The organism is Paenibacillus sp. FSL M8-0334 (assembly GCF_038000405.1).
Lineage (GTDB): Bacteria > Bacillota > Bacilli > Paenibacillales > Paenibacillaceae > Paenibacillus_AQ > Paenibacillus_AQ campinasensis.
Genome location: NZ_JBBOCH010000001.1, coordinates 1,892,364 through 1,914,196 on the forward strand (window position 1 = coordinate 1,892,364; position 21,833 = coordinate 1,914,196).

The 21,833-nt window shown below is 51.8% G+C and carries 20 protein-coding genes; 8 read left to right on the forward strand and 12 right to left on the reverse strand.

The features are described 5' to 3' along the window. Positions 1-38 precede the first annotated feature (38 nt). Positions 39-1,268, reverse strand: coding sequence for a serine/threonine transporter SstT (gene sstT / locus MKX64_RS08255; protein WP_095264338.1), 1,230 nt, complete (start codon positions 1,266-1,268; stop codon positions 39-41). A 285-nt stretch (positions 1,269-1,553) separates the two neighbouring features. Between sstT and MKX64_RS08260 the strand changes: the two genes are divergently transcribed. Beyond that, positions 1,554-1,865 (forward strand): YbjQ family protein, encoded by a 312-nt coding sequence (locus tag MKX64_RS08260; protein ID WP_095264337.1) that lies wholly within the window; start codon positions 1,554-1,556, stop codon positions 1,863-1,865. A 278-nt stretch (positions 1,866-2,143) separates the two neighbouring features. Further along, positions 2,144-2,779, forward strand: coding sequence for a uridine kinase (gene udk, locus MKX64_RS08265; protein WP_095264336.1), 636 nt, complete (start codon positions 2,144-2,146; stop codon positions 2,777-2,779). Between the two features lie 173 nt (positions 2,780-2,952). Here udk and MKX64_RS08270 read toward each other — a convergent pair whose 3' ends face one another. Beyond that, on the reverse strand, positions 2,953-3,873 hold the full coding sequence (locus MKX64_RS08270) for a proline dehydrogenase family protein (protein WP_095264335.1): 921 nt from the start codon (positions 3,871-3,873) through the stop codon (positions 2,953-2,955). A gap of 154 nt (positions 3,874-4,027) precedes the next feature. Between MKX64_RS08270 and pruA the strand changes: the two genes are divergently transcribed. Then, entirely contained in the window at positions 4,028-5,575 is a 1,548-nt protein-coding gene (gene pruA / locus MKX64_RS08275; RefSeq protein ID WP_095264334.1) for an L-glutamate gamma-semialdehyde dehydrogenase, read from the forward strand. 115 nt (positions 5,576-5,690) lie between these two features. On the opposite strand, the gene MKX64_RS08280 is transcribed toward pruA, so the two are convergent. From MKX64_RS08280 to MKX64_RS08315, 8 genes are all read right to left on the reverse strand, one after another. Then, positions 5,691-6,866, reverse strand: coding sequence for an SGNH/GDSL hydrolase family protein (locus tag MKX64_RS08280; RefSeq protein ID WP_244908114.1), 1,176 nt, complete (start codon positions 6,864-6,866; stop codon positions 5,691-5,693). A gap of 27 nt (positions 6,867-6,893) precedes the next feature. Beyond that, a complete protein-coding gene (locus MKX64_RS08285; protein ID WP_095264333.1) occupies positions 6,894-7,265 on the reverse strand; it encodes a MerR family transcriptional regulator in 372 nt (123 codons plus the stop codon). Between the two features lie 74 nt (positions 7,266-7,339). Beyond that, positions 7,340-7,651, reverse strand: coding sequence for a thioredoxin (gene trxA / locus MKX64_RS08290; protein ID WP_095264332.1), 312 nt, complete (start codon positions 7,649-7,651; stop codon positions 7,340-7,342). Positions 7,652-8,017: 366 nt separating this feature from the next. Beyond that, positions 8,018-8,854: a carbohydrate ABC transporter permease gene (locus tag MKX64_RS08295; RefSeq protein WP_095264331.1), complete on the reverse strand. Its 837-nt coding sequence runs from the start codon at positions 8,852-8,854 to the stop codon at positions 8,018-8,020. Next, on the reverse strand, positions 8,854-9,726 hold the full coding sequence (locus MKX64_RS08300; RefSeq protein ID WP_095264330.1) for a carbohydrate ABC transporter permease: 873 nt from the start codon (positions 9,724-9,726) through the stop codon (positions 8,854-8,856). The genes MKX64_RS08295 and MKX64_RS08300 overlap by 1 nt, the downstream gene beginning before the upstream one ends. A gap of 233 nt (positions 9,727-9,959) precedes the next feature. Then, a complete protein-coding gene (locus MKX64_RS08305; RefSeq protein ID WP_341035641.1) occupies positions 9,960-11,225 on the reverse strand; it encodes a sugar ABC transporter substrate-binding protein in 1,266 nt (421 codons plus the stop codon). Between the two features lie 198 nt (positions 11,226-11,423). Then, the gene (locus MKX64_RS08310) at positions 11,424-12,383 is read right to left on the reverse strand and encodes a LacI family DNA-binding transcriptional regulator (RefSeq protein WP_095398257.1); all 960 of its coding nucleotides are present in this window, start codon (positions 12,381-12,383) and stop codon (positions 11,424-11,426) included. A 280-nt stretch (positions 12,384-12,663) separates the two neighbouring features. Then, the gene (locus tag MKX64_RS08315) at positions 12,664-14,298 is read right to left on the reverse strand and encodes a glutathione ABC transporter substrate-binding protein (RefSeq protein ID WP_095398258.1); all 1,635 of its coding nucleotides are present in this window, start codon (positions 14,296-14,298) and stop codon (positions 12,664-12,666) included. A gap of 191 nt (positions 14,299-14,489) precedes the next feature. Here MKX64_RS08315 and nikC point away from each other — a divergent pair, with 191 nt between their 5' ends. The 5 genes from nikC (at position 14,490) to MKX64_RS08340 (ending at position 19,395) form a co-directional block, all read left to right on the forward strand. Next, positions 14,490-15,395, forward strand: coding sequence for a nickel transporter permease (gene nikC / locus MKX64_RS08320; RefSeq protein ID WP_413773589.1), 906 nt, complete (start codon positions 14,490-14,492; stop codon positions 15,393-15,395). 18 nt (positions 15,396-15,413) lie between these two features. Further along, a complete protein-coding gene (locus MKX64_RS08325) occupies positions 15,414-16,337 on the forward strand; it encodes an ABC transporter permease (RefSeq protein ID WP_095264326.1) in 924 nt (307 codons plus the stop codon). 134 nt (positions 16,338-16,471) lie between these two features. Then, positions 16,472-17,485: an ABC transporter ATP-binding protein gene (locus tag MKX64_RS08330; protein ID WP_095264325.1), complete on the forward strand. Its 1,014-nt coding sequence runs from the start codon at positions 16,472-16,474 to the stop codon at positions 17,483-17,485. Further along, complete coding sequence (locus tag MKX64_RS08335; protein WP_095398261.1) at positions 17,482-18,483, forward strand: ABC transporter ATP-binding protein; 1,002 nt, start codon at positions 17,482-17,484, stop codon at positions 18,481-18,483. Before MKX64_RS08330 ends, MKX64_RS08335 begins: the two co-directional genes overlap by 4 nt. Positions 18,484-18,846: 363 nt before the next feature. After that, positions 18,847-19,395 (forward strand): hypothetical protein, encoded by a 549-nt coding sequence (locus MKX64_RS08340; RefSeq protein WP_244908113.1) that lies wholly within the window; start codon positions 18,847-18,849, stop codon positions 19,393-19,395. 58 nt (positions 19,396-19,453) lie between these two features. Here the strand turns inward: MKX64_RS08340 and MKX64_RS08345 are convergent, their stop codons facing one another. Beyond that, entirely contained in the window at positions 19,454-19,996 is a 543-nt protein-coding gene (locus tag MKX64_RS08345; protein WP_095398262.1) for a hypothetical protein, read from the reverse strand. Positions 19,997-20,531: 535 nt separating this feature from the next. Beyond that, entirely contained in the window at positions 20,532-21,830 is a 1,299-nt protein-coding gene (locus MKX64_RS08350) for an FtsW/RodA/SpoVE family cell cycle protein (RefSeq protein ID WP_155617534.1), read from the reverse strand. Between the last annotated feature and the right edge of the window lie 3 nt (positions 21,831-21,833).

The following is a 21,833-nucleotide window of genomic DNA, read 5'->3' on the forward strand; positions in this document are numbered from 1 at the left end:
CGGATGTTAGGTGCAGCTTGCTGCAGGGACGAAATGGCTTAGGCATTCACCAGCGGTTGATTGCCTTCCTTGCGCTGCTTCGCGCGCTCCGCTGTTGCGGTAAACAGCACATCCGATGAGGAGTTCAGCGCCGTCTCGAAAGAATCCTGCAGTACGCCGATGATAAAGCCTACCCCGACCACCTGCATCGCCACATCATTGGAAATGCCGAACAGGCTGCACGCAAGCGGAATAATCAGCAGCGAACCACCGGCTACGCCGGAAGCGCCCACGGCGGATACTGCCGATACTACACTGAGAATAAGCGCCGTGCCGAAGTCCACTTCGATCCCGAGCGTATGCACCGCCGCCAGGGTCAGCACCGAGATCGTCACGGCCGCTCCCGACATGTTGATGGTAGCGCCGAGCGGGACCGATACGGAGTACGTATCCGGATTCAGCTTTAACTTTTCGCACAAACGCATGTTAATCGGTATGTTCGCCGCCGAGCTGCGGGTGAAGAACGCCGTAATGCCGCTTTCCTTCAGACAAGTCAGCACCAGCGGGTACGGATTCTCACGCAGCTTCACATAGACGATCAGCGGGTTCATAACCAGCGCCACGAACAGCATGCATCCGATCAGCACGAGCAGCAGCCGGCCATAGTCCAGCAAACTGGCAAGCCCATTGGTCGTAATGGAATCAAACACAAGTCCCATAATCCCGAACGGCGCAAATTGGATCACCCATTTCACAATTTGGGACACCGCATCTGCCCCGCTGGAGATCAGGCTTTTCGTGCCTTCCTTCGCATTTCGCAAAGCGATGCCAAGCAGAATGGCCCATGCGAGAATACCGATGTAATTCGCATTCATCAATGCGCTGACCGGGTTATCCACGATGTTAAACAACAGCGTCTCGAGCACCTGCACGATCCCTTCGGGCGGGGTAAGGTCTGTTGAACTTGTAACCAGCGATAGTCTCGCGGGAAAAATAAAGCTGGCAATCACCGCCACGAGTCCTGCAAGAAACGTGCTGATCCCATACAGCACAAGAATGGACTTCATATTGGTCTTGCGGCCCTTCTGATGGTTCGAGATCGCCGACATGACCAGGAACAGGACCAGGACAGGAGCAACGGCTTTGAGCGCCGATACGAATAGCGTGCCGAACAGACTGAAGCCTGTCGCACCCGGAACGATCAGGGCCAGCACCACCCCTACAATAATTCCTGCCAGAATCCTTTTTACAAGACTGATTCGGTTCCACTTAAGCATGAGTTCTTTCATCGTATTCCTCCGGATCCACAATAATATCACTAAGCACCGTTTCGACGCTGTAATGAGCTATAGCGTTAGTTTATCATGTAAAGGGTCTGTTGTGTGAGACTGGAATATTATGTATTCTTAAAATAAATTCTACTATAACTATTGCCGACAGAACAGTCCCATAAATTCGTGGAACCCCTCTTGCTGCATCAGCGTAATAGAAGACAATACCGAAGCTTTCTGCTTTAGCACAGTTGTACCGATCTTCAGGCAATAACAAATCGATATGAAAGAAGGAAAATTGCTATGATTATTACGACGACATCCACCATTGAAGGTTATCCGGCTCGAAGATACATCGGTGTTGTGACCGGGGAAGTCATTATGGGCGCCAATGTGGTGCGGGACTTCCTGGCGTCCATTACCGATATTGTCGGCGGGCGCTCCGGCGCTTATGAGAACAAGCTGAGCGAAGCCCGAGATGCCGCACTTGCCGAGATGGAGGAGCAAGCGGTGCGTCTTGGAGCCAACGCGATCATCGGCGTGGACATCGACTACGAAGTCATCCGGGAAGGAATGCTGATGGTCGCCGTCAGCGGAACCGCTGTCGTAGTGTAATCCTGGATCGCATTCGCACTGCGTGCAGCCCGAGCGTGCGGTGTTAGGCTGCATGACGGCGGCCGGTCGACCACATGTGACCTTCATATGTGGTCGCTCCGCACACGCCAACACGTGCCAATATGAGCTGTTCTCAGGCGAATGATGCTTACTCAATCTTCACTTCCGCACTTTCCAGATCAACTCCCAGCTTTTGCCCTATCCCCTATAGTGAAAATAAGAGCAAGCTATGCTACAATAATGGAATTGTAATGTTTAGGGAGGGTAATGGATTCGCCATGCTCATCATTGGTATCGCCGGCGGCACCGGATCAGGGAAAACGACAGTAGCCCGCTCCGTCATTGACCGACTCGGATCAGATAAAGTAACGTTCATTTCACAGGACAATTATTACAAGGATCACCAGCATCTCAGCTTGACCGAAAGGGAGACCATCAACTATGATCACCCGTTCGCGTTCGATACGGAGCTGCTGATCGAGCATCTGCAACAACTGAAAGCCGGCCAGACCGCGCAAGCCCCCGTCTATGATTTCACCACGCACTCCCGGTTCCCGGACAGAACCGTGGAGCTGAGACCGAATCACATCGTCATCATCGAAGGGCTGTTTGTGTTGTCCGACGAGAATCTCCGGAAGCTGCTGAACATCAAAGTGTTTGTGGACACCGACCCGGATGTGCGCATTCTGCGCCGGGTGGTACGGGACATCGAGGAGCGCGGGCGGACGATCCAGTCCATTCACCAGCAGTACTTGTCTACGGTGAAACCGATGCACGAAGCCTTCATCGAGCCTTCCAAGAAATACGCCGACCTGATTATCCCGGAAGGCGGGGAGAATGAAGTCGGCATTCAGCTGCTGTCCATTCTGACAGAAAAATATATAACGGGGGATCATTCCCTCTCCGGCGAATAAGCCGGAGCGAAAGCCATACCAAGCGAGCATCCGCCGTGACGCTTCCGCTTAACTGCAACCTCTTCCCGATTCGCTTCAGACCTTGTGAAGACTGAGCCGAACGGGAGGGGGTTTATTGTTGTCTGCCGGTTGATCATTCTGTGAGGGTATATCCGCATATCTGCTCCAGACAATCATTTAAACATATTCTTCAGCACCATCATCAGATTGGCCGGCTTCTCCGCCAGCCTGCGTGTAAAGTACGGGTACCACATCGTACCATAAGGCAGATAGCAGCGCACCCGGTAGCCATCTTTGGCAAGCGCAGCCTGATCATTCATGCGCAATCCGTACAGCATCTGGAATTCAAAAGCCTGTTTATCAATGCGCTGCTGCTTCGCAAACACCTTGACCCAGTCGATGATCTTATCATCATGGGAAGCAATGGCCGTGTACACGCCTTGGTCCAGGTGAAGCCGGATGATCCTTTTGTAATTTTCGATAACCTCATCTTTCTTCTGATACGCAATCGAGTTCGGCTCCTTATATGCCCCCTTCACCAGACGCAAGTTGACCCCGGCCTTCATAAGCGCTTTCACATCCTCCTCCGTCCGGTGCAGATAGGCCTGCATGACCGTCCCGACATTCGTCAGCCCTTCGGCATGGAGCCGAAGCGTCATGTCTATTGTAGCCTGGGTATACGGCGAGTCCTCCATATCGATACGGACAAAATTGCGATGCTGCTTCGCTTTCTGCACAACGGCTTTTATGTTCTCGTAAGCCGCCTTCGGGTCCAGCCCAAGTCCCATCTGGGTCGGCTTCAGCGACACATTCGACTTGACCTTTCTGCTGGCGATGCCTTCAATCAGCCGCAAATACTCTTCCCGGTAGACCGCCGCCTCATCCAGACTCGTGATCCCTTCGCCGAGGTGGTCCAGCGTGACCATAATCCCCTTCTCGTTCAGCCGCTCGATTTCATCCAGCGCCTCATCCAGCGTATCGCCGGCAATAAATCTTCTCGCCAGCTTCTTCCCATATTTAATGGACAACCATTTTACAACCCTGTTCCCGGACACCGTCAGCACAATTTTGCGGTAAAACTCGGTACCGTCCATGGCCAAGCTCCTCCTTTGCAAGGTAAGAAAAGAAGCCCCTTACTTCCTTCACGGGTGTAAAAACCTCCCCCTTAACACATATGCAAAAATCATGTCGTCATGCAAGAAGACATACATATCAACATAGAGTAACTCTTATCAAGGAGGCCTCCTTATGCGATCAGCTTATCACAATGAACCGTTTCTCGATTTCAGCGACGATTCCGTCAACCAGCAGTACGATAGCGCACTGGCTCAAGCCGAGGCGAACCTGGGGCAGCATTATCCGCTCGTGATCGGCGGAGCCAAAATCCGTACAGAACGCTCCCACAGCTCGGTTAACCCAGCCCGCAAAAGGCAGGTCATCGGCACGGTGTCCCAGGCGGACACTGCATTGGCAGAGCAGGCGGTTCAAGCAGCGGCGCTTGCTTTCGAATCCTGGAAGAATACCGATCCGAACGAAAGGGCCCGGTACTTGTACAAGGCTGCTGCCCTAATGCGTCGGCGCAAATTCGAATTCTCCGCCTTGCTGACACTCGAAGCCGGGAAGACGCGGGCTGAGGCGGATGCCGATACGGCAGAGGCGATTGATTTCATGGAATTTTATGCTCGGGAGATGCAGCGTCTCAGCGACCCTCAGCCGTTGATACCGCATGACGAGGAGGAGAATCATCTCTACTACATCCCGCTCGGAGTCGGAATTGTAATTCCGCCCTGGAACTTCCCGCTCGCCATTATGGCAGGCATGACATCGGCCGCCCTCGTGTCCGGCAACACGGTCGTGCTGAAGCCGGCCAGCGCCACACCGGTCATCGCCGCCAAATTCGTCGAGCTGCTGGAAGAGGTCAGCCTGCCGCCGGGCGTAGTCAACTATGTGCCGGGGCCAGGGCACGAGATCGGCGATTTCCTGGTGGATCACCCGCTGACGCGGTTCATCAGCTTCACCGGCTCCCGTGATGTCGGGCTCCGCATCCAGGAGCGCGCAGCCAAGATCCAGCCGGGGCAACAATGGATCAAGCGCGTTATTGCGGAAATGGGCGGCAAGGACGCCATTATTGTCGATGAGCACGCCGATCTTGAACTCGCCGCAGACGCGATTACCGCCTCCGCGTTCGGCTTCTCCGGACAGAAATGCTCGGCCTGCTCAAGAGCGATCGTGCATGAACAGGTCTATGCGTCAGTATTGCAAAAGGTCGTGGAACGATCCAAAAAGCTCGTCGTAGGCAATCCCGCCTATGCCAAAGTGCAGGTGGGGCCTGTTATCGATGAATCGGCGTATCGCAAAATCTTGGAATATGTGGAGATTGGAAAACAGGAAGGCAAGCTGGTGCTGGGGGGATTTCCGGGGGACCCGGAGGGGTATTTCATTCAACCGACCATATTCGCCGATGTGGACCGCGCGGCCCGCATATCGCAGGAGGAAATATTCGGCCCGGTTGTCGCCTTTACGAAGGCCGGCTCATTCGAAGAAGCCCTGGCCATGGCCAATCAGACCGATTACGGTCTGACCGGCGCTGTCTTCTCCAACAACCGTGCACATCTGGAGCTGGCCAGGAAGCAGTTCCATGTCGGCAACCTTTATTTCAATCGTAAATGTACCGGAGCGCTCGTAGGCGTTCATCCGTTCGGCGGCTTCAACATGTCCGGAACGGATTCCAAGGCCGGAGGCCGGGATTATCTGCTGCTGTTCACGCAGGCGAAGCTCGTATCGGAGCGGTTCTAGCTTCCCGGCCTGCCTACCTGCTTCTGTATCTGCGGCTGCAGCTGAAGCTGAAGCTGAAACCACAGCGGCTAACTTCAGCGGCAGCGGCAACTCCGACTGTGACTTCCCGCTTCGCTCACTGATAAGCAGCTGCGAACCATTTCAGGAACGCTTCCGCCACCACTGCGCCAGCGAGGCCGCTCGGGTGCGGATCATCCGCATTACTCATATACTTCGGCTCAATCCGGTGTTCATCCGGGGCCGGGCAGGACAGCAGTTCAGCGAAATCAAACACCGCATCCACCCCTTCAGGAGGACGGGTCCGAATCACCTCATTGACGGTGCGCCATACCTTTTCCCGATCCCCGGTAAAATTGAACGGAGGCACGGTGAAGAGAATGACCTGGACTGCCGACCCGGCATCCCTCTTCTTCTGCTTCAACCGCTTAACAATTGCGGTTAAATCACCCAGAAGCTCTTCGGAGCTTCTGGCTCCAATATCGATGTCGTTCACCCCGAGCGCCACAGCCACAATATCCCCCTCAGCCGCCTTCGCGAGCCAGGGGCCGTCAGCCGAGGCATCATACGCTCTGGCCCAGCCGGAACCAAGATTCCATACGCTGTAATCGGGCCCAAGGCCATCCGCGATGCGGGCCACCCAATACGTATAGCCATCCTTAGCCGTTCTGACACCCTGGGTAATGGAGTCCCCCAGGAAGACGATCCGCTGCTTCACCGGCTCGGCCTGCGGCTTGGCATATCCTATAAAGGCAGGCATGACCAAGCGATTCGCCGCCGGGATGAACTTATCGTGAGGCCCGTCCTTTGCCTGATTCCCCTCAGCCTCATACGCTGATACGAGCAGTCCTTCGGTATTGTATGGCACCGATGCACCCGAAGAAGATGTTGTAATGGTCCAAGTAAAGGCCAGATCATGCCCCTCGGACAGTTCGATCTGCACCGGGTCACTCCAGAATGTCTCGCTTGGCGCGACCTCCTTGTCCGGCTGCCCGCCGAACATAACCTGAACGCTGGTCCCTGGTACAACCTGCCCATTGCGGTCTGTGCCGCCATCCGCGACATAGGCTGCTTCAATGCGCCAGGAACCGCCCGGCATACTCCCTTTGGCGACCGCGCCGACATCCCATGTGGAATCGACAGCATTGCTGTGCCACAGCCTCAGCTCAAGGGGCCCCGATTCACGCGGTTTGATATAAGTGCGATAGGTCCGGGTGCTTGTGTCTTCCTCCACCAAAATATAGTTCGTTGCCGTTGAAACTGCACTTATCGATGCGTAGTTACCTCTCACCATGTCTCACCTTCAACCTTAGGATAAATGTTAGTGCTGTCCCGCCAGTCCCCCGTTTTCCTCCAGAATCGAATGCACCCGCTCTTCCAGATTCGATTTAATCATCGTCAACAGCTGAATCTGCTCATTCAGCTCGGCAATTTTCAATTTGTACATCGGAAGGATCTCGCGACAGAACGATTCCTTGTTCTGGAGGACGCAGTGGAGAAAACCGGCAATTTGCTCGGTAGTGAAGCCAAGGCCCAGATATAGACGAATCGTCTTCACCTGCTCGACGGCAAACGGACTGTACTCTCGATACCCGTTATCCAGGCGTACGGGCGTGATGAGCTTCTGCTGCTCATAATAACGCAGGGAACGAATGCTCACACCCGTCTTACGGGATAATTCGCCGATTTTCATACCGATCACCTCCTGTGGATGTCTGGCCTAACTCTCATTGTAGATCAAACCGGCAACATTGTGTTCCATTTTCGTCACATCTGCTTCGATAAAAGCCCCTTCAGCGCCTCTTTGGGGCGGAAGCCCACCACTTTATCTACCGCCTCGCCATTCTTAAACACGATGAGTGTCGGGATGCTCATGACGCCGAAGCGGCTTGCTGTTTCCGGATTGTCATCGACGTCCACTTTCACGATTTTCAGATCGGGCATCTCCTGATCCAGTTCGTCTAATATCGGGGCAATCAACTTGCAAGGAGGACACCATGTCGCCCAAAAGTCTACAAGCACGGTTCCTTTCTCTATTTCACGGTCAAAGCTCGCATCAGTAACATTCACAATAGCCATTGTTAGTACACCCGCCTTATCTTTTTTTCTGTCATGCCTATCCATGACGGTGATCCCACTATAACACCTGACATCGGTGTCAGGGTCAAGTGCATTCTATGCTTACCGGTTGCTTGCTTACCGGACGCTTTGCACCGTTATCCCCTTCGGTCAGGTGGCACAGAAACAGCAACTTCGGCATTTCACATACTCTTCCCATCGCCCCTCCCTCGTCCCTCAACTTCCTGAGTAAAAGGGATATTCATGAAAAAGAAAAAAATAGGAATACCGTTCCAGACAACCGACACCCCATAATAAAAAAGCCTGCCCCTTCATCAAGAAGGAGCAGGCTGCATAGCATGTTGACTGCCCACCACACCATCCGGATTACTTCACCGCACCCGCGGCGATCCCTTTGATGATGTACTTTTGAGCGAACATGTAGAAGATGACAACCGGGATAATCGTCAGCGTCAATCCCGCCATCGCTTGGTTCCACACAATCGTGAACTGTCCGAAGAAGTAGAACGTGGAGAGCGGAATCGTCCGCAGTCCGACGTCGGACAAGGTCAGGGACGGCAGCAGGTAGTCGTTCCACAATGCGATCACGTTCAGGATAGCTACGGTCACCGTGATGTTTTTCAACAATGGGAACACGATTCGCCAGAACACGCCGAACTTGGAGCAGCCATCGAGCGTTGCCGCCTCTTCCAGCGCGACCGGCACGGACTTGATAAATCCATGGTACAGGAACACCGCCATACTGGATGAGAATCCGACGTTCATGTAGATCAGACCTTCATGCGTATTCAGCATCGGAATGTGCAGCGTGCTGCGAATCCAGTCCATCACCTGCATCAGCGGCATCATCAGCGTCTGGAACGGAATGAGCATCGTTGCCACGAAAGTGAAGAAGATGATCTTGCTCAGCTTGTTGTCTGTTCTGACGAGCATCCATGCGGTCATGGAGGCCAGGATGATCACGATAATAACCGAGGTAATCGTGACGTACAGCGAGTTGCCAAGCGCCGTGAAGAAGTTCATTCTCTCCATCGCCGACCGGTAATACTCAAAGCTGAAGGACGATGGCAGCGCCAGTACGTTCTCATACAGCTCCGCGCGGTTCTTGAACGAGTTGATTACCATAATGAAGATCGGGGACAAGAATACCAGCGAAAAGAGTAACAGCAGAATATCAAGTGCCCACTTGCCTGTTTTCTTCATTACATCTGCACCTCTCTTCTCTTCGTCACGATCACTTGGGTTAATGTCAGTCCGGCTACAATCAGGAAGAAGATAATCGCTTTAGCCTGACCGAGTCCGTAGTTTCCGTAAGCAAAAATTTCATTAAAGATGTTCATCGCAAACATCTCGGTCGCATTGTTCGGTCCGCCCTTGGTCAAGGACAGGTTCACATCGTAAATTTTGAATGCTCCGGACAGCGTCAGGAACAAACAGATCGTAAAGGAAGGCATCAAGAGCGGGAATACGATCTTCCGCAAGCGCTGACCCATGTTCGCGCCATCCACCTTGGCGGCCTCCATCAATTCATCCGGAATCCCTTGAATACCGGCAATGTAGATAATCATCGTATAACCGGCAAGCTGCCAAGCAAAAACAACGACGAGCGCATACAGCGCAAACTGCGGATGCAGCAGCCAGTTGAAGAAGATGCCTCCCCAGCCTGTCATTTCACCCATATTTCTGAACGCATCTGTAAAAATAAACTGCCAGATGTAACCGAGAATCAGACCGCCGATCAGGTTCGGCATGAAGAACATCGTGCGCGCGGCATTGCGGCTCCGAAGCTTCGTCGTCACCAGAAGGGCAAAAGCCAGCCCGAGCACGTTCACCAATATCAAAGCCAGCAGCGTAAACTGTACCGTATGCCATGCCGACATCAAAAACCGTGTATCTTGAAACAGCTGGACGTAGTTATCCAGGCCAACAAATACCTTCGGATTCGCCGGGATGCCATCCCAATTCACGAAGGAATATATAATACCGATAATGAACGGTATAATGACCACGGTTGAAAAAATAAACAGTAGCGGTACTGTAAATAGGGCGAACCAAGCTTTGTCTTTTCTATGCATAACCCATACCTTCCTTCTCGCTAAGTTCGTTTTAAATACAATCAAGCCTCGAGTTTCGGACCAAGGAGCAGTTCCCCTATCCTTCCCTTACAAGAACAAGGGCATCAAACCTTGATTGCATTTAAAAAGCTCTGATTTGTGTGTTTCAGACTTAGAAAAAAAAGCAAAAGCCTAACGCTCCACCTAACAAGCGAGGTTAGGCTTTTGTCTTTTTATAAAGGGTGTTACGTTACTTAGCTTGCTGCTCTCGCCCACACTTCATCCAGCTTTTGCAGATATTGCTCACCGGAAATGCTGCTATCCATGAAGAACTCCTGTGTTGCCGGAGCCAGGTCATTGGTGATGATACCAGCCGGGAAGTAGTTCAGCGCCCAAGGAATCGTTTGTCCGCTGGAGGTTGCTTCATGCACCGCTTCGGACAGCGGGTCCAGGTTGCCTGCTTCAATGTTGGTCAACGCCGGGATGAATTTGAAATCGTCTACAATCGCTTTTTTACCGGTTTCACTTGTGAACAGCCAGTTTAGGAAAGCCTTTGCAGCTCTGGCTTCTTCAGCATCAGCCTGGTTGTTAACAACCCAGTAACTTGCTACGCCAACCGCAATCTTGTCGTTTCCGGCCAGCGGGAACGGCATCATGCCAACATTGGAACCGAAGTCTTCAAAGTCTTCAAGCATGGTGAAGCTCCAGTTACCTTGGTGAACCATCGCTGTTCTTCCTGTAGCAAAGTCACCCATTTGAGTGTCATATTTGATTTCCATCGGGTTGGTAGCATGTGCGCGGATCGCTTCCATGAATTTTGCCCATTCCTGGAATTCCGGCGTGTCTGCCATCTTCACTTCGCCTTTGTTCAGCTGATCGATAAACTCAAGCGGCTCCTGTTGAAGCGCAAACGGCGTATTCAGGATGTGCCCAATCAGGAAGTAGGCTTCTTGGGACAAGCTCAGTCCGTTCTTGCCTTCAGCTTTCATCTGCTCCAGGAACTTCGTGAAGGAATCCAGGTCCGTAATATCCGAAGGATTCACCAGCTCATTATTGTATACAAGACCGAAGCCTTCTACACCGTAAGGAATGCCGACAATTTTATCCTCGTCTTTAAGTTCCATATCCGGCGCGATGTTCTGTACGAACTCTTCATCGCTCAAATCGGTCAGATACGATTTCAGTCTCTCCGCCTCAGGGCCCTGAGCTACGCTGAAAATGGTAGGACCTTGGTTACTGCCCAGTCTTGCGACCAGCTGCTGCATGTAAGCGTCACCCGCAGCTCCCCAAACCTCCACTTCATTGCCTGTCTCTTGCTGATATGTCTTTGCCAATTGCTCCAGAGGCTCCGTAATTTCTACTTTAGATTGGAAGATCGTAATCTTCTTAAGCTTCTCACCGTCCGTGTTACCCCCGCCATTCGCAGCTCCCGTATCATTCTGAGGTGAACCGCAGGCCGCCAACGTTGCCACTAAAGCTGTAGCTGTCAATAAGCTCAGCATCTTCTTTACTTTCTTCAACTTGTATGCCTCCCCCTATGGTCGTTTTTTTTAGTAAAACAGTTTAGTAAAACGTTTACATAACAATCATATGGTCATTTTATCTCAATGTCAATAAAAATGTACCCGTTTTCATAAAAAATTAATTAACCGTAAGTAAAATTATACGATTTTTTTACTAAAAACACCACCTTTTTTTACAAAAAATTTGAAGCACTGTTATTTCACACTTTTTCTCCACTGAATGGTGGCATTAAGCTTGAACGGCTCTTTCCTCGCCGTCCCCTTGATCATCTCGAGCAGCTCCTTGGCTGCTAAATACCCGCTTTCATATCGTGGAATGGATATTGTAGTCAGGCCGGCCATAGCCGCCGCATCCGAATTGTCGAAGCCGGTGATCGATATATCCTCTGGTACCCGAATTCCATGCTCTTCAAACGCCTTGATCGCGCCCAGCGCCATATTGTCATTAGCACATACAAGCACATCTGGAAGGGTGTTGCCAAGCACCAAAATTTTGGCTGCCTGGTACCCGCTGTTCTCGCTGTAATCGCCATGGAAATAGTTCCGGCTGTCAAATTCAATCCCGTTCTTCTTCAGCGTATCGATGAATCCCGAGTACCGCTCCTTATGGTCAAGCGTATACTCCAGGCCTCCGATAAACCCGAAGCGTTTGAAGCCTTTGTCTACCAATGCCTGCACCATCTCACACATCACCGGGTAATTGTCAACGATGACACTTTTAGTATTAGCGAAATCATTGTCAATGATGCGGTCCATGAGCACAATCGGAAACTGCGGCGTTGCGACCGAGATCAAATCCTCGTCTGTCATATGCCGATCCAGGCTTATGGTACCGCTTGCAAATTTGCTCCGCATAAAATTCGCACTTGATTTGTTCGTGCAAATGATCAGATCATACCCATTCTCATTCAGACAGTGGCTGATTCCCTTAATAATTTTCAAATAATAATCGCGGTCAAAGTCACTGAACACAAATATAATGGTGTTGCTTTTATCGGATTTTGATGATTTGCTCGCGAAATACCCTTGCTCTGAGCAGATTTGCAGCACACGCTCTCTCGTTTCCCGGCCTACGTTCTTCCGCCCGTTAAGCACATTCGATACGGTAGACACCGAAACGTCAGCAAGTCTGGCAATTTCCTTTAAATTCGCCATACACGCGATCCTCCCTCACTCGTGTTAGTAAATTCAATATAACATTTTTAATAAAATTTACAAACTGTATCTGTCACCCAGTTGAAGTGAAATAGAGGAAATTCATGGTGGTTATTGGGATTGGAGGATGATTTTTTTGGGGCCACAATAAAAAAAGACGGCGCAGGATTCGCTCCTGTACGCCGCCATCTGCCGTTGTCACAACGCGTTATCACAAGCTATAGCCTGCCAGCCTTCCCTTCACATGATGAATCATTCAGCAGGTGAATCTCCTTTCACGTCAAGGCTGAATGGAAACGTCATGCAGCATCATGATGCCGTTCGGATGTCTCCAGAAGCCCTCGACCTTGCTGCTGACACCATTCAAGTACTCCTGGTGATGGATGTACAGCATCGGAGCAATATCAACCAGCTTCTCCTGTGCCTCTTTATATAGAGCCTTCCGTTTCTCCGGGTCGCTCTCTCGCCGGCCCTCCTCAAGCAGCTGATCCAGCTCGCTGTCCTGGGTAAAGGTCCGGTTGCCCGGTTCGCCAACATTCACGGAGTGGAACACCTGGTACAACCCGTAATCAGCATCAGCCGTAACGGTCGACCATCCGAGCACAAACATATCATGCTGCCCTTCGGCCGTTTGGGACAAGTATGCGGTCCATTCCACCACCTCGATTTTCACATCGACGTTAATCTCCTTCAATTTCGACTGTACGTATTCGGCCACTTTCACGCGGTCTGGATTGTCATTGGTCCACAATGTGGTGGAGAATCCCTGCTCATACCCCGCTTCGGCCAACAGCTGTTTGGCCTGCTCGATATTGTAGCTGATCGGCTGAACCGAAGGGTCATAACCGAACACATCGGGAGCTAAAGGACCGACTGCCGGAATTCCCGTCCCCTCAAAAACACCCTCGATAATCTCATCTTTGTTGATCGCCATGGACAGCGCCTGCCGCACCCGCTTATCATCAAACGGCTTCTTATCCATGTTGAATCCGATGTAGGACAGGCTAAGCGAAGGCTGGCGGTTCAGCTCAAGGCCGTCGATGCTTTCAATGCGGCTGATGCTGCTTGGCGACACCGGATCAATGATGTGTGCATAGCCGGTCTCCAGCTCGGCAATCCGCGTGCCTTCCTCCGTGACCACCTTAAAGATCACGCGTTCGACCTTCGCTTTAGCTCCCCAATAATCAGGATTGGCCACCAGTCTCACTTCCTGACCCGGATCCCAGCTTTCCAGTTTGAATATGCCGGTGCCGACCGGATTCTGAGCGAGATATGCGCCTGCCTTCTCACCCGCTTCTACCAGCTCATAGTCCTTCTTGATGGCCTCCGCGCTGACCATCCCGACACCGGAGTGTGCCAGATGGGCAAGCAGCGGCGAATAAGGATATTCCGTTGTCAGCTGTATAGTATCATTGTCAACCACCTTGATCTCACTGATCATATCGACGAGTGAAGCCCGCGGCGAAGCGGCCTTCGGATCCAGCAACCGATCCAGATTCGCCTTGACGACCTCGGCATTAAATGCCGAGCCGTCCGTAAAGGTAATGCCCTGCTTCAGCTTGAACTCCCAGGTCAAGTCATCAATCTGGTTCCAGCTCTCCGCCAGGCCAGGCTGTATGTTCAAGTCTTTGTCGTGCACCACCAGCGTGTCATAGATATGCGTTGTCATCACACTTGTCTGCTGGTCGGTCGACATATGAGGATCCATGGACGGCGGGTCCGACAGCCATGCGATCACAAGCTCCTGCGGCCCTTCCTGGGCACCTTCTCCAGGCTCAACCGTACCTGTATCAGCAGGCGGAGGACTTGTGCTTGGCGGCTCCGAATTCCCTCCCGAGCCCGCGCAAGCCGACAACAACAATGCAAGCATCACGAGGATGTATGAAAGACTCTTCCATCTGTTTGTAATCATCATGTTAAGTTACTCCCCTCTTCCTTCGAAAATTGGAAAATATTTTACCCACAGTAAACATATATTTTACTATTTGATATTTATACCTAATAGAGATCAGATTCCCGCATCCTCATTTACGCTATCCTCTCTTCTCTAACACCATGGGCGAGACTTACGGCAAGAAATCTAACATTATTCAAGCAAAAGAAAGGATGATTCTCGTGATCAACATGCCTGCTGAAACCGGAACCTTAAAGGATGGAACACCTGAATCCCGCACAGGGCCCTGGCGCTCCCTGTGGCAGCGCATGAGAACCAACAGGTCGGTGCTGATCGGCGGCGGCTTTCTGCTGCTGTTGATCCTTGTTGCGGTGTTCGGCCCGCTGCTCACGCATTACGATCCCTCGAAGGTGGACTATTCTACGAAATTTCTCAAGCCTTCGGCTGCGCACTGGTTCGGGACGGACCACAATGGAAGAGATATTTTCACCAGGGTGATCCACGGGATGCGGCTAACCTTGTCCGTCGGGTTCATCTCCGTCATGATCGGAGCCGCCTTCGGCATCGTTCTTGGCATTATATCCGGCTATTATGGCGGAAAATGGGACACGATCATCATGCGAATCACTGACGTGATGCTGGCATTCCCGGGGATTCTGCTGGCACTGGCCATCGTCAGCGCGTTAGGCAAAAGCTTGTTCAACGTCATTATCGCCGTCAGTATTTTCTCGGTCCCCACGTTTGCCCGAATCGTTCGGGGCTCCACGCTGGCTGTTCGCAAACTGGAATATATTGATGCCATGCGCACGCTCGGCGCCAGTGACAGCCGGATTATATTCCGGCACATCCTGCCCAACATCACCTCCCCTATTATCGTACAGGCTACGCTGCGGATTGCCGTCGCGATCCTGACGGCCAGCGGCCTCTCCTTCCTCGGGCTTGGCGCACAGCCGCCAACGCCGGAATGGGGAGCCATGCTCAACGACGGCCGGAGCTACATTACCGAGCACCCGCATGTGGCGCTGTTCCCAGGACTGTCGATCGTTATCGTGGTCATCGCCTTCAATCTGCTGGGGGACGGATTGCGCGATGCCCTCGACCCGAAGCTGAAAAAATAACGAAAGGAGCTGCGGTCCATGCTCATCTATACGATACGACGGTTGCTGCAGACGATCCCGGTTATCATTGGCGTTACCATCATCGTCTTCCTCCTGATGCATCTCATTCCGGGGGACGCCGCCCAGGCCATCATCGGAGAGGGGGCTCCGCGAGAGCAGGTAGAGCAAATTCGGGAGAAGCTCGGGCTTAATGACCCGCTCCCCGTTCAGTACTGGAACTATGTCAGCGATCTGCTGCGCGGCGATCTCGGCGATTCTATACGCAGCAATAGGCCAATTGCAGACGAAATCTTCAAAAGCCGCTTCTGGATTACCGTAGAGCTGGCAGTGTACAGTACGATCCTTGCGGTTTTCCTCGGCATTACCGCCGGCATCATCTCTGCGGTCAAAAAAAGCACCCCGGCGGATATCGGAGTCATGATTGTTGCGCTGTTCGGCTTGTCGATGCCAAACTTCTGGCTTGGGCTGATGCTCATTCAGTATTTTGCCGTCGATTTCGGGTGGTTCCGCCCATCGGGCTGGGGAGACTGGTCGCAGACCGTGCTGCCTGTCGTTACGCTTGGCACCGGAGGCGCAGCGATTATCGCCCGGATGACCCGCTCCAGCATGCTGGAGGTGATCAGCCAGGACTATATTCGCACAGCCAGAGCGAAGGGCGTCCGCGAGCGAATCATCATCTACAGACACGCGCTGAAAAACGCCATGATCCCCGTGATTACCGTGATCGGACTGGAGTTTGGCGGCCTGCTTGGAGGGGCCGTGCTGACTGAAACGGTATTTGCCGTCAACGGGCTCGGGCGGTATGTCATCGACGCCATCCGAGCGCGGGACTTTCCGGTTGTCCAGGCCACCGTGCTTGTGATGTCCCTTATGTTTGTGCTTGTCAACCTGCTCGTGGACATATCCTACCGGTATTTCAATAAACGGATTGATTTTGATTGACTGTCCCAAGCGCGGACGTGCATCGAACGTTTCTCGTCAGCTAACCGGAACTTTACCTGCCGAATTGGCAGGATGATGCAGCGTGTGCAACTCCAAATCAGGCCATCCGTCAGATGAAAGGAGCGAGGTATACGATGAAGGAGTCCTCCAATGTACTGGAAATTAATAATCTGCAAACCTCTTTTTTCACCAAACAAGGAGAAGTGAAAGCTGTGGACGACGTCAGCCTCAAGGTTCGCAAAGGCAAGACGCTCGGCATCGTCGGGGAATCGGGCTCGGGCAAGAGCATCCTGTCCCTGTCGATTTTGCGGCTTATTTTCAAGCCCGGCCAAATTGTCGGCGGTGAAATTATCTATAATGGCGAGAACCTGCTGGATAAACCCGAGCGGTATATGCGAGGCTTGCGCGGCAATCAAATCTCAATGATTTTCCAGGAGCCGATGACGTCGCTCAACCCCGTCTTCACGATTGGGGAGCAGATTGCTGAAGCCTATCGAATTCACGAGGGTCTTGGCTCAAAAGAAGCGCTCCGAAGAACCGTGGACATGCTGCGGCTTGTCGGCATTCCTTCTCCGGAGAAACGCGCACGGCAATACCCGTTCCAGCTGTCCGGGGGAATGCGGCAGCGGGTCATGATTGCCATGGCGCTGGCCTGCAATCCCGATCTGCTGATTGCCGATGAGCCGACAACGGCACTGGATGTGACCATCCAGGCCCAAATTCTGGAGCTGATGAAGGAGCTGCAGCAGAAGCTGCATATGTCCATCATCATGATTACACATGACCTGGGGATCGTGGCCGAAACCTGCGATGATGTTGCGGTCATGTACTGCGGCAAGATCGTGGAGTACGCCGATGTCCGGACGCTGTTCCGGCAGCCGAAGCATCCCTATACCATCGGGCTGCTTAACTCCCTTCCCCGGCATGACATCGACCAAGAGGAGCTCGAGCCGATCACCGGCTCGGTGCCCAGCCCTTTTGAGGAGCGGGCAGGCTGCAGCTTCGCCCCCCGCTGTCCTCATGCCGCGCAGCAATGCTACGAGAAGCTGCCGGATCTGAAGATGCTCGATTCAGGGCAGCAGCAGGTCCGATGCTGGATGTACACAGACCAGTGGGAATCCGGGACGGAGGTGCATGGGGAATCATGAAGAACGAGCTGCTCGTCGTGAGGCATTTAAAGCAATATTTTCCGATCAAGGGCGGGATCCTTGGAAGAACGGTCAACGTGGTGAAGGCGGTTGATGATATTACATTCTCCATATATGAAGGTGAGACGGTCAGCATTGTCGGGGAATCCGGCTGCGGCAAATCAACGACCGGGCGAGCCATTCTGCGCCTGGATGAGCCGACTTCCGGCGAGGTGCTGTTCGATGGCGTCAATCTGCTGTCACTCAGCAAAGGACAGATGAACCGGAGGCGCAAAGAGCTGCAGATGATTTTCCAGGACCCCTACGCTTCTCTCAATCCACGGAAGACGGCGGCACAAACGCTCGAGGAGGCGATGGAAATCCAGAACATCGTGCCGAGGAAGGAGCGGCGGGCCAGAGCGATTGAGCTGCTGGAGACCGTCGGCTTGTCCGCGTACCAGGCTGACCGCTATCCCCATGAATTCAGCGGCGGCCAGCGACAGCGGATCGGCATCGCCCGCGCCCTGTCCGTCAATCCGAGGCTGATTATCAGCGATGAGGCCGTGTCTGCACTCGACGTATCCATTCAAGCCCAGGTGCTGAACCTGATGAAGTCGCTGCAGAAGGAGTTCAAGCTGACGTATCTGTTCATTTCCCATGACCTCGGGGTTGTCCGCCACATCTCCGATCGCATCGTTGTCATGTACCTCGGCACCATCGTGGAGATTGCGGATAAGCACTCCCTGTTCCGGCAGCCCCTGCATCCGTATACGCAGGCGCTGCTGTCCGCCATTCCGAGACCGGACCCTGAACATAAAAAAGAGCGGATCATCCTGAAGGGGGATGTCCCCTCCCCGATTGATCCGCCGTCCGGCTGCCGTTTCCACACGCGCTGCATGTATGCCACCGTCCGCTGCCAGAGCGAGGTGCCCGTGCTCCGCGAAATTGATCCGGGCAGCGGCCACCAGGCGGCATGCCATTATGCCGAGGATATTATGACGGGAGCCAAAGGTTCATAACTCGATAACCCGCCCGCCCAGTGGACCGTAGTCGATCACGAATGTCCGGGGCCGCGGCGGCACTGACCATGGAAGAACTCCTTGAAGAGATTGCGTTCGCAATCGAGAGCAAGGGGCTAACAACGAGATAACAACCAGATAGCAATGGGCCTCATGACATCCAGCATCCAATGAAGATCAAAGACCTGCCTGAATATCGGGCAGGTCTTTATATCTTGTAATGCTCATGTTCATATAACCATTATGTGTAATCTATGTGGCTATATCTGTAAAGTGTGACTCTTATATTGAGATAAGAAAATCCGATAGTTATACTACTTGAAACATAGCTATGCATCACAATCAACGAAAGGAAGTTGCAATTTGAAAATCAAACTTGACATTAGTAATGCGCGTTATGATGAAATCAAATCTGCACTCGAAGAACGAGGAATTGAAATAGATGATACAGCCGACTTGGTATTAAGTGAAACCAACAGCTTCATTGATAATCTGATTGTGAGAGAAAAAGGAACGAACGCACGGATCATTCTATCTGTGGAGGATATTGATGTAGCTTTGGAAGATTTAATAGCATTAGGTGTTATCCATTATTGTGTTGTGAAGGACAACTTTATTGATAATGAATATGCCAACGTATTTCTATATAAGAGCAATAATACCTTTGATGATTTTACACTTCAGGAAGAGGAAGTAGCCGGGATCGCTAGGGCAAAATTCAAAGATTTTACTGACCTATGGTTTGGTGCTAAAAAAGAAATTGAAATCAGTGGCTTCGAAATAGATAAGGATGGAAAAAGGGTTGTTTTCAAAGAACATGTGAGTAGAGATAAATTCGTACCGCATCAAATCGCATTTTATAAAGAGGTCATCCTAAAAATCCAGCAAGAGATTCATCCTCACTTTGTATAGCCGCATTTCCTGTCGCCTTGCTCGGCGATTCATTGGCATAGTTCGGGCTGGCACCACGCTACCGCTTCGAATGATCAGCTGTAGAAGGTGCGTTTCCATCGATTGGCATTAGGCTATGAACGGCCTCTGTTTCTTTAGGGGAAAGCCGAGCCCCCTCTAGAAGCTTGCTTTCGTACTTGGCAAGTTCATCGTTCTTAGCATAATTCTCATACAGATCCATGAACTTCACGAATGCTACGATTTTATCCATATCCTCCTCAAGGAATAGGTCGAAGGCTGTTCCCAGCGACATGACATATCGTTGATAATCGGCATTGTCAAAATCGGTGGCAAGCTTTTCTCCCGTATCAAGCAAATACTGCCGAGCAACAAGCTCAATCGCTTCCTGGTGTTCTATGAACCCCCTTGTCCTAGCTTCTTCAGGACTTCCGGATGGCGTTTCATAGTATCGAATGTCCGAAGCACGGAGTCCATTGCTATTGCTGGACGCCTTCTCTGTTCCTGGCGGCTGTTCTTCTCGCTTGGCTTGCACGCTTCCCAATAGGGTTAAACATAGTGCAGCTATACCGACAATGAACCAGCTCTTATTGAACTTCACCATGCGTTCGCCTCCATTCTACACAGATTTCTTGGAACTGTTACCGCGCCTAATTTTAATGTTACATACGTGAATGTACGCTGAAAAGTTGCGGTAGGTTGTCATAATTCCCCTGCAGTGAAACCGCTACGTTGTGAATGGAGTATTATAATTAAGGAAACGAACAAGAAGGATGAGATACGAATGGCAAGGATATTAAAAGAATCCGCGATTATGGCGGGTGTAATCTTTATGTTTAATTTGATCATTAAACTGGTTATTAACCCCGATCGTATCGTGAGAACATTCGATCGGGGAGTTGGAATGGGACTAGGTGTTTTTTTCACCTCGTTTGTGTTGCTCTTCCTCGTGATATGTATAATCCTTACGATAAGCAGATGGATTGCTAGACGGAAAAGCTCATAGGCTCTGAATCTGCCGCTAGCGTGCATAGTAAGACAGATGAATCGCTCCTTGTGAATTTGATTCTACGATTCTGCGGGCGCCTCTGATCGGTACGGATCTATGGTACCGGCAGAGGCGGTGTGCCATGCTATGATTAAACGACCCTGGCGGGAAGCATATTTTTACGTCGATACATCGATACAAGCAGCCCTAGCAGCGCTAAATCCAGTACCTGATTCGCACCGCTGAAAGACAGGAATGGCAGGTCCAGTCCAAGAGCGGGAACGAGCCCCAGCCCCATCAGGATCGGCCAGATCAGACGAATGCCCAGCACATAGATTACGACGGCAGCAAGATGATGAGCATACGATTCCTTCAGCGACACCGCGATCCTCCACATCCTTGCAAGAAACAATCCGACCAGCATCATAAGCATCATTCCGAAGCTCCACCCGAAGCAGTAAATGAGGTACACGAACGCGGAATCATTAAGAATATTCGGAAGAGCCGCATTAGGCTCAGCAAAACCATGCCCGAACCACCCGGCCGTTCGAACAGCTTCAGCCGACACTTTCGTGAAATACCCGTCCAAGCTGTCCGGATACAGGAATCCGCTCAGCCTTTTCAAGATATAATCTCCGTTGATCCAGAATGCTATAGCGCAAGCAGCGACAACTGGCATGGACGCAATCGCCAATATGCGCCCAGATCTTGTCATTATCCAGGTTAAGAGAAGAAAACCAAGCACATACAAGACCGCAAATGCATAGGAGCCCCCAAGGCAAAAAAGTACAACTGGCAGAGCCCCTCGATACATACCGTGCAGTACACTCTTAATGATTCCTTGCTTATGTTCAAGGGACAGCCCGGCTAGCGCAATCAACAGCACTGGAAGAGCTACCATATGATAATTTATAGAAACCGGTCCAAAGTTCACGTACAAACCGCTACCGTTCACTGTAGTCCCTCCGGTGATTCCAATCCATGCCATTATACTTAACGTCACTAGAAACAGCGTGCTGGAGTATTTTCTCAGCCGCTGGTAGTCTGCAAAACAGAGCATAACAAAGACCATAAAGCCTAGCCCAAGGTATACAGCCTTATATGCGTATATTCCGCTGTACATATGCTCACTGTAACTTGCGTTGATACTCGCAAATACTCCCAGCAGCGCAAACAGCATAACCAGAATGATCAGTTTCCAGTCTGTCACCGGCCTGTGAGCCGCATGAAAATGACGGCCAATTCCCTCCGGTTCCCCCATCTGCCTTACAGCTTCCCCGATTGCCTCTTCTTCTGTACTCCCCGCCGAAATCAGCGCCTCTGCACGCTCTTCAATATGCCCAAGCAGTTCTTCCCGGATGTCGTCATGCATGGAGTTAGCTCCCACCTGTCTGCACACCCGCTCCAGAAAGCCTCGGACGACCGCATAATCTTCGATTCTACGTCTCATCTT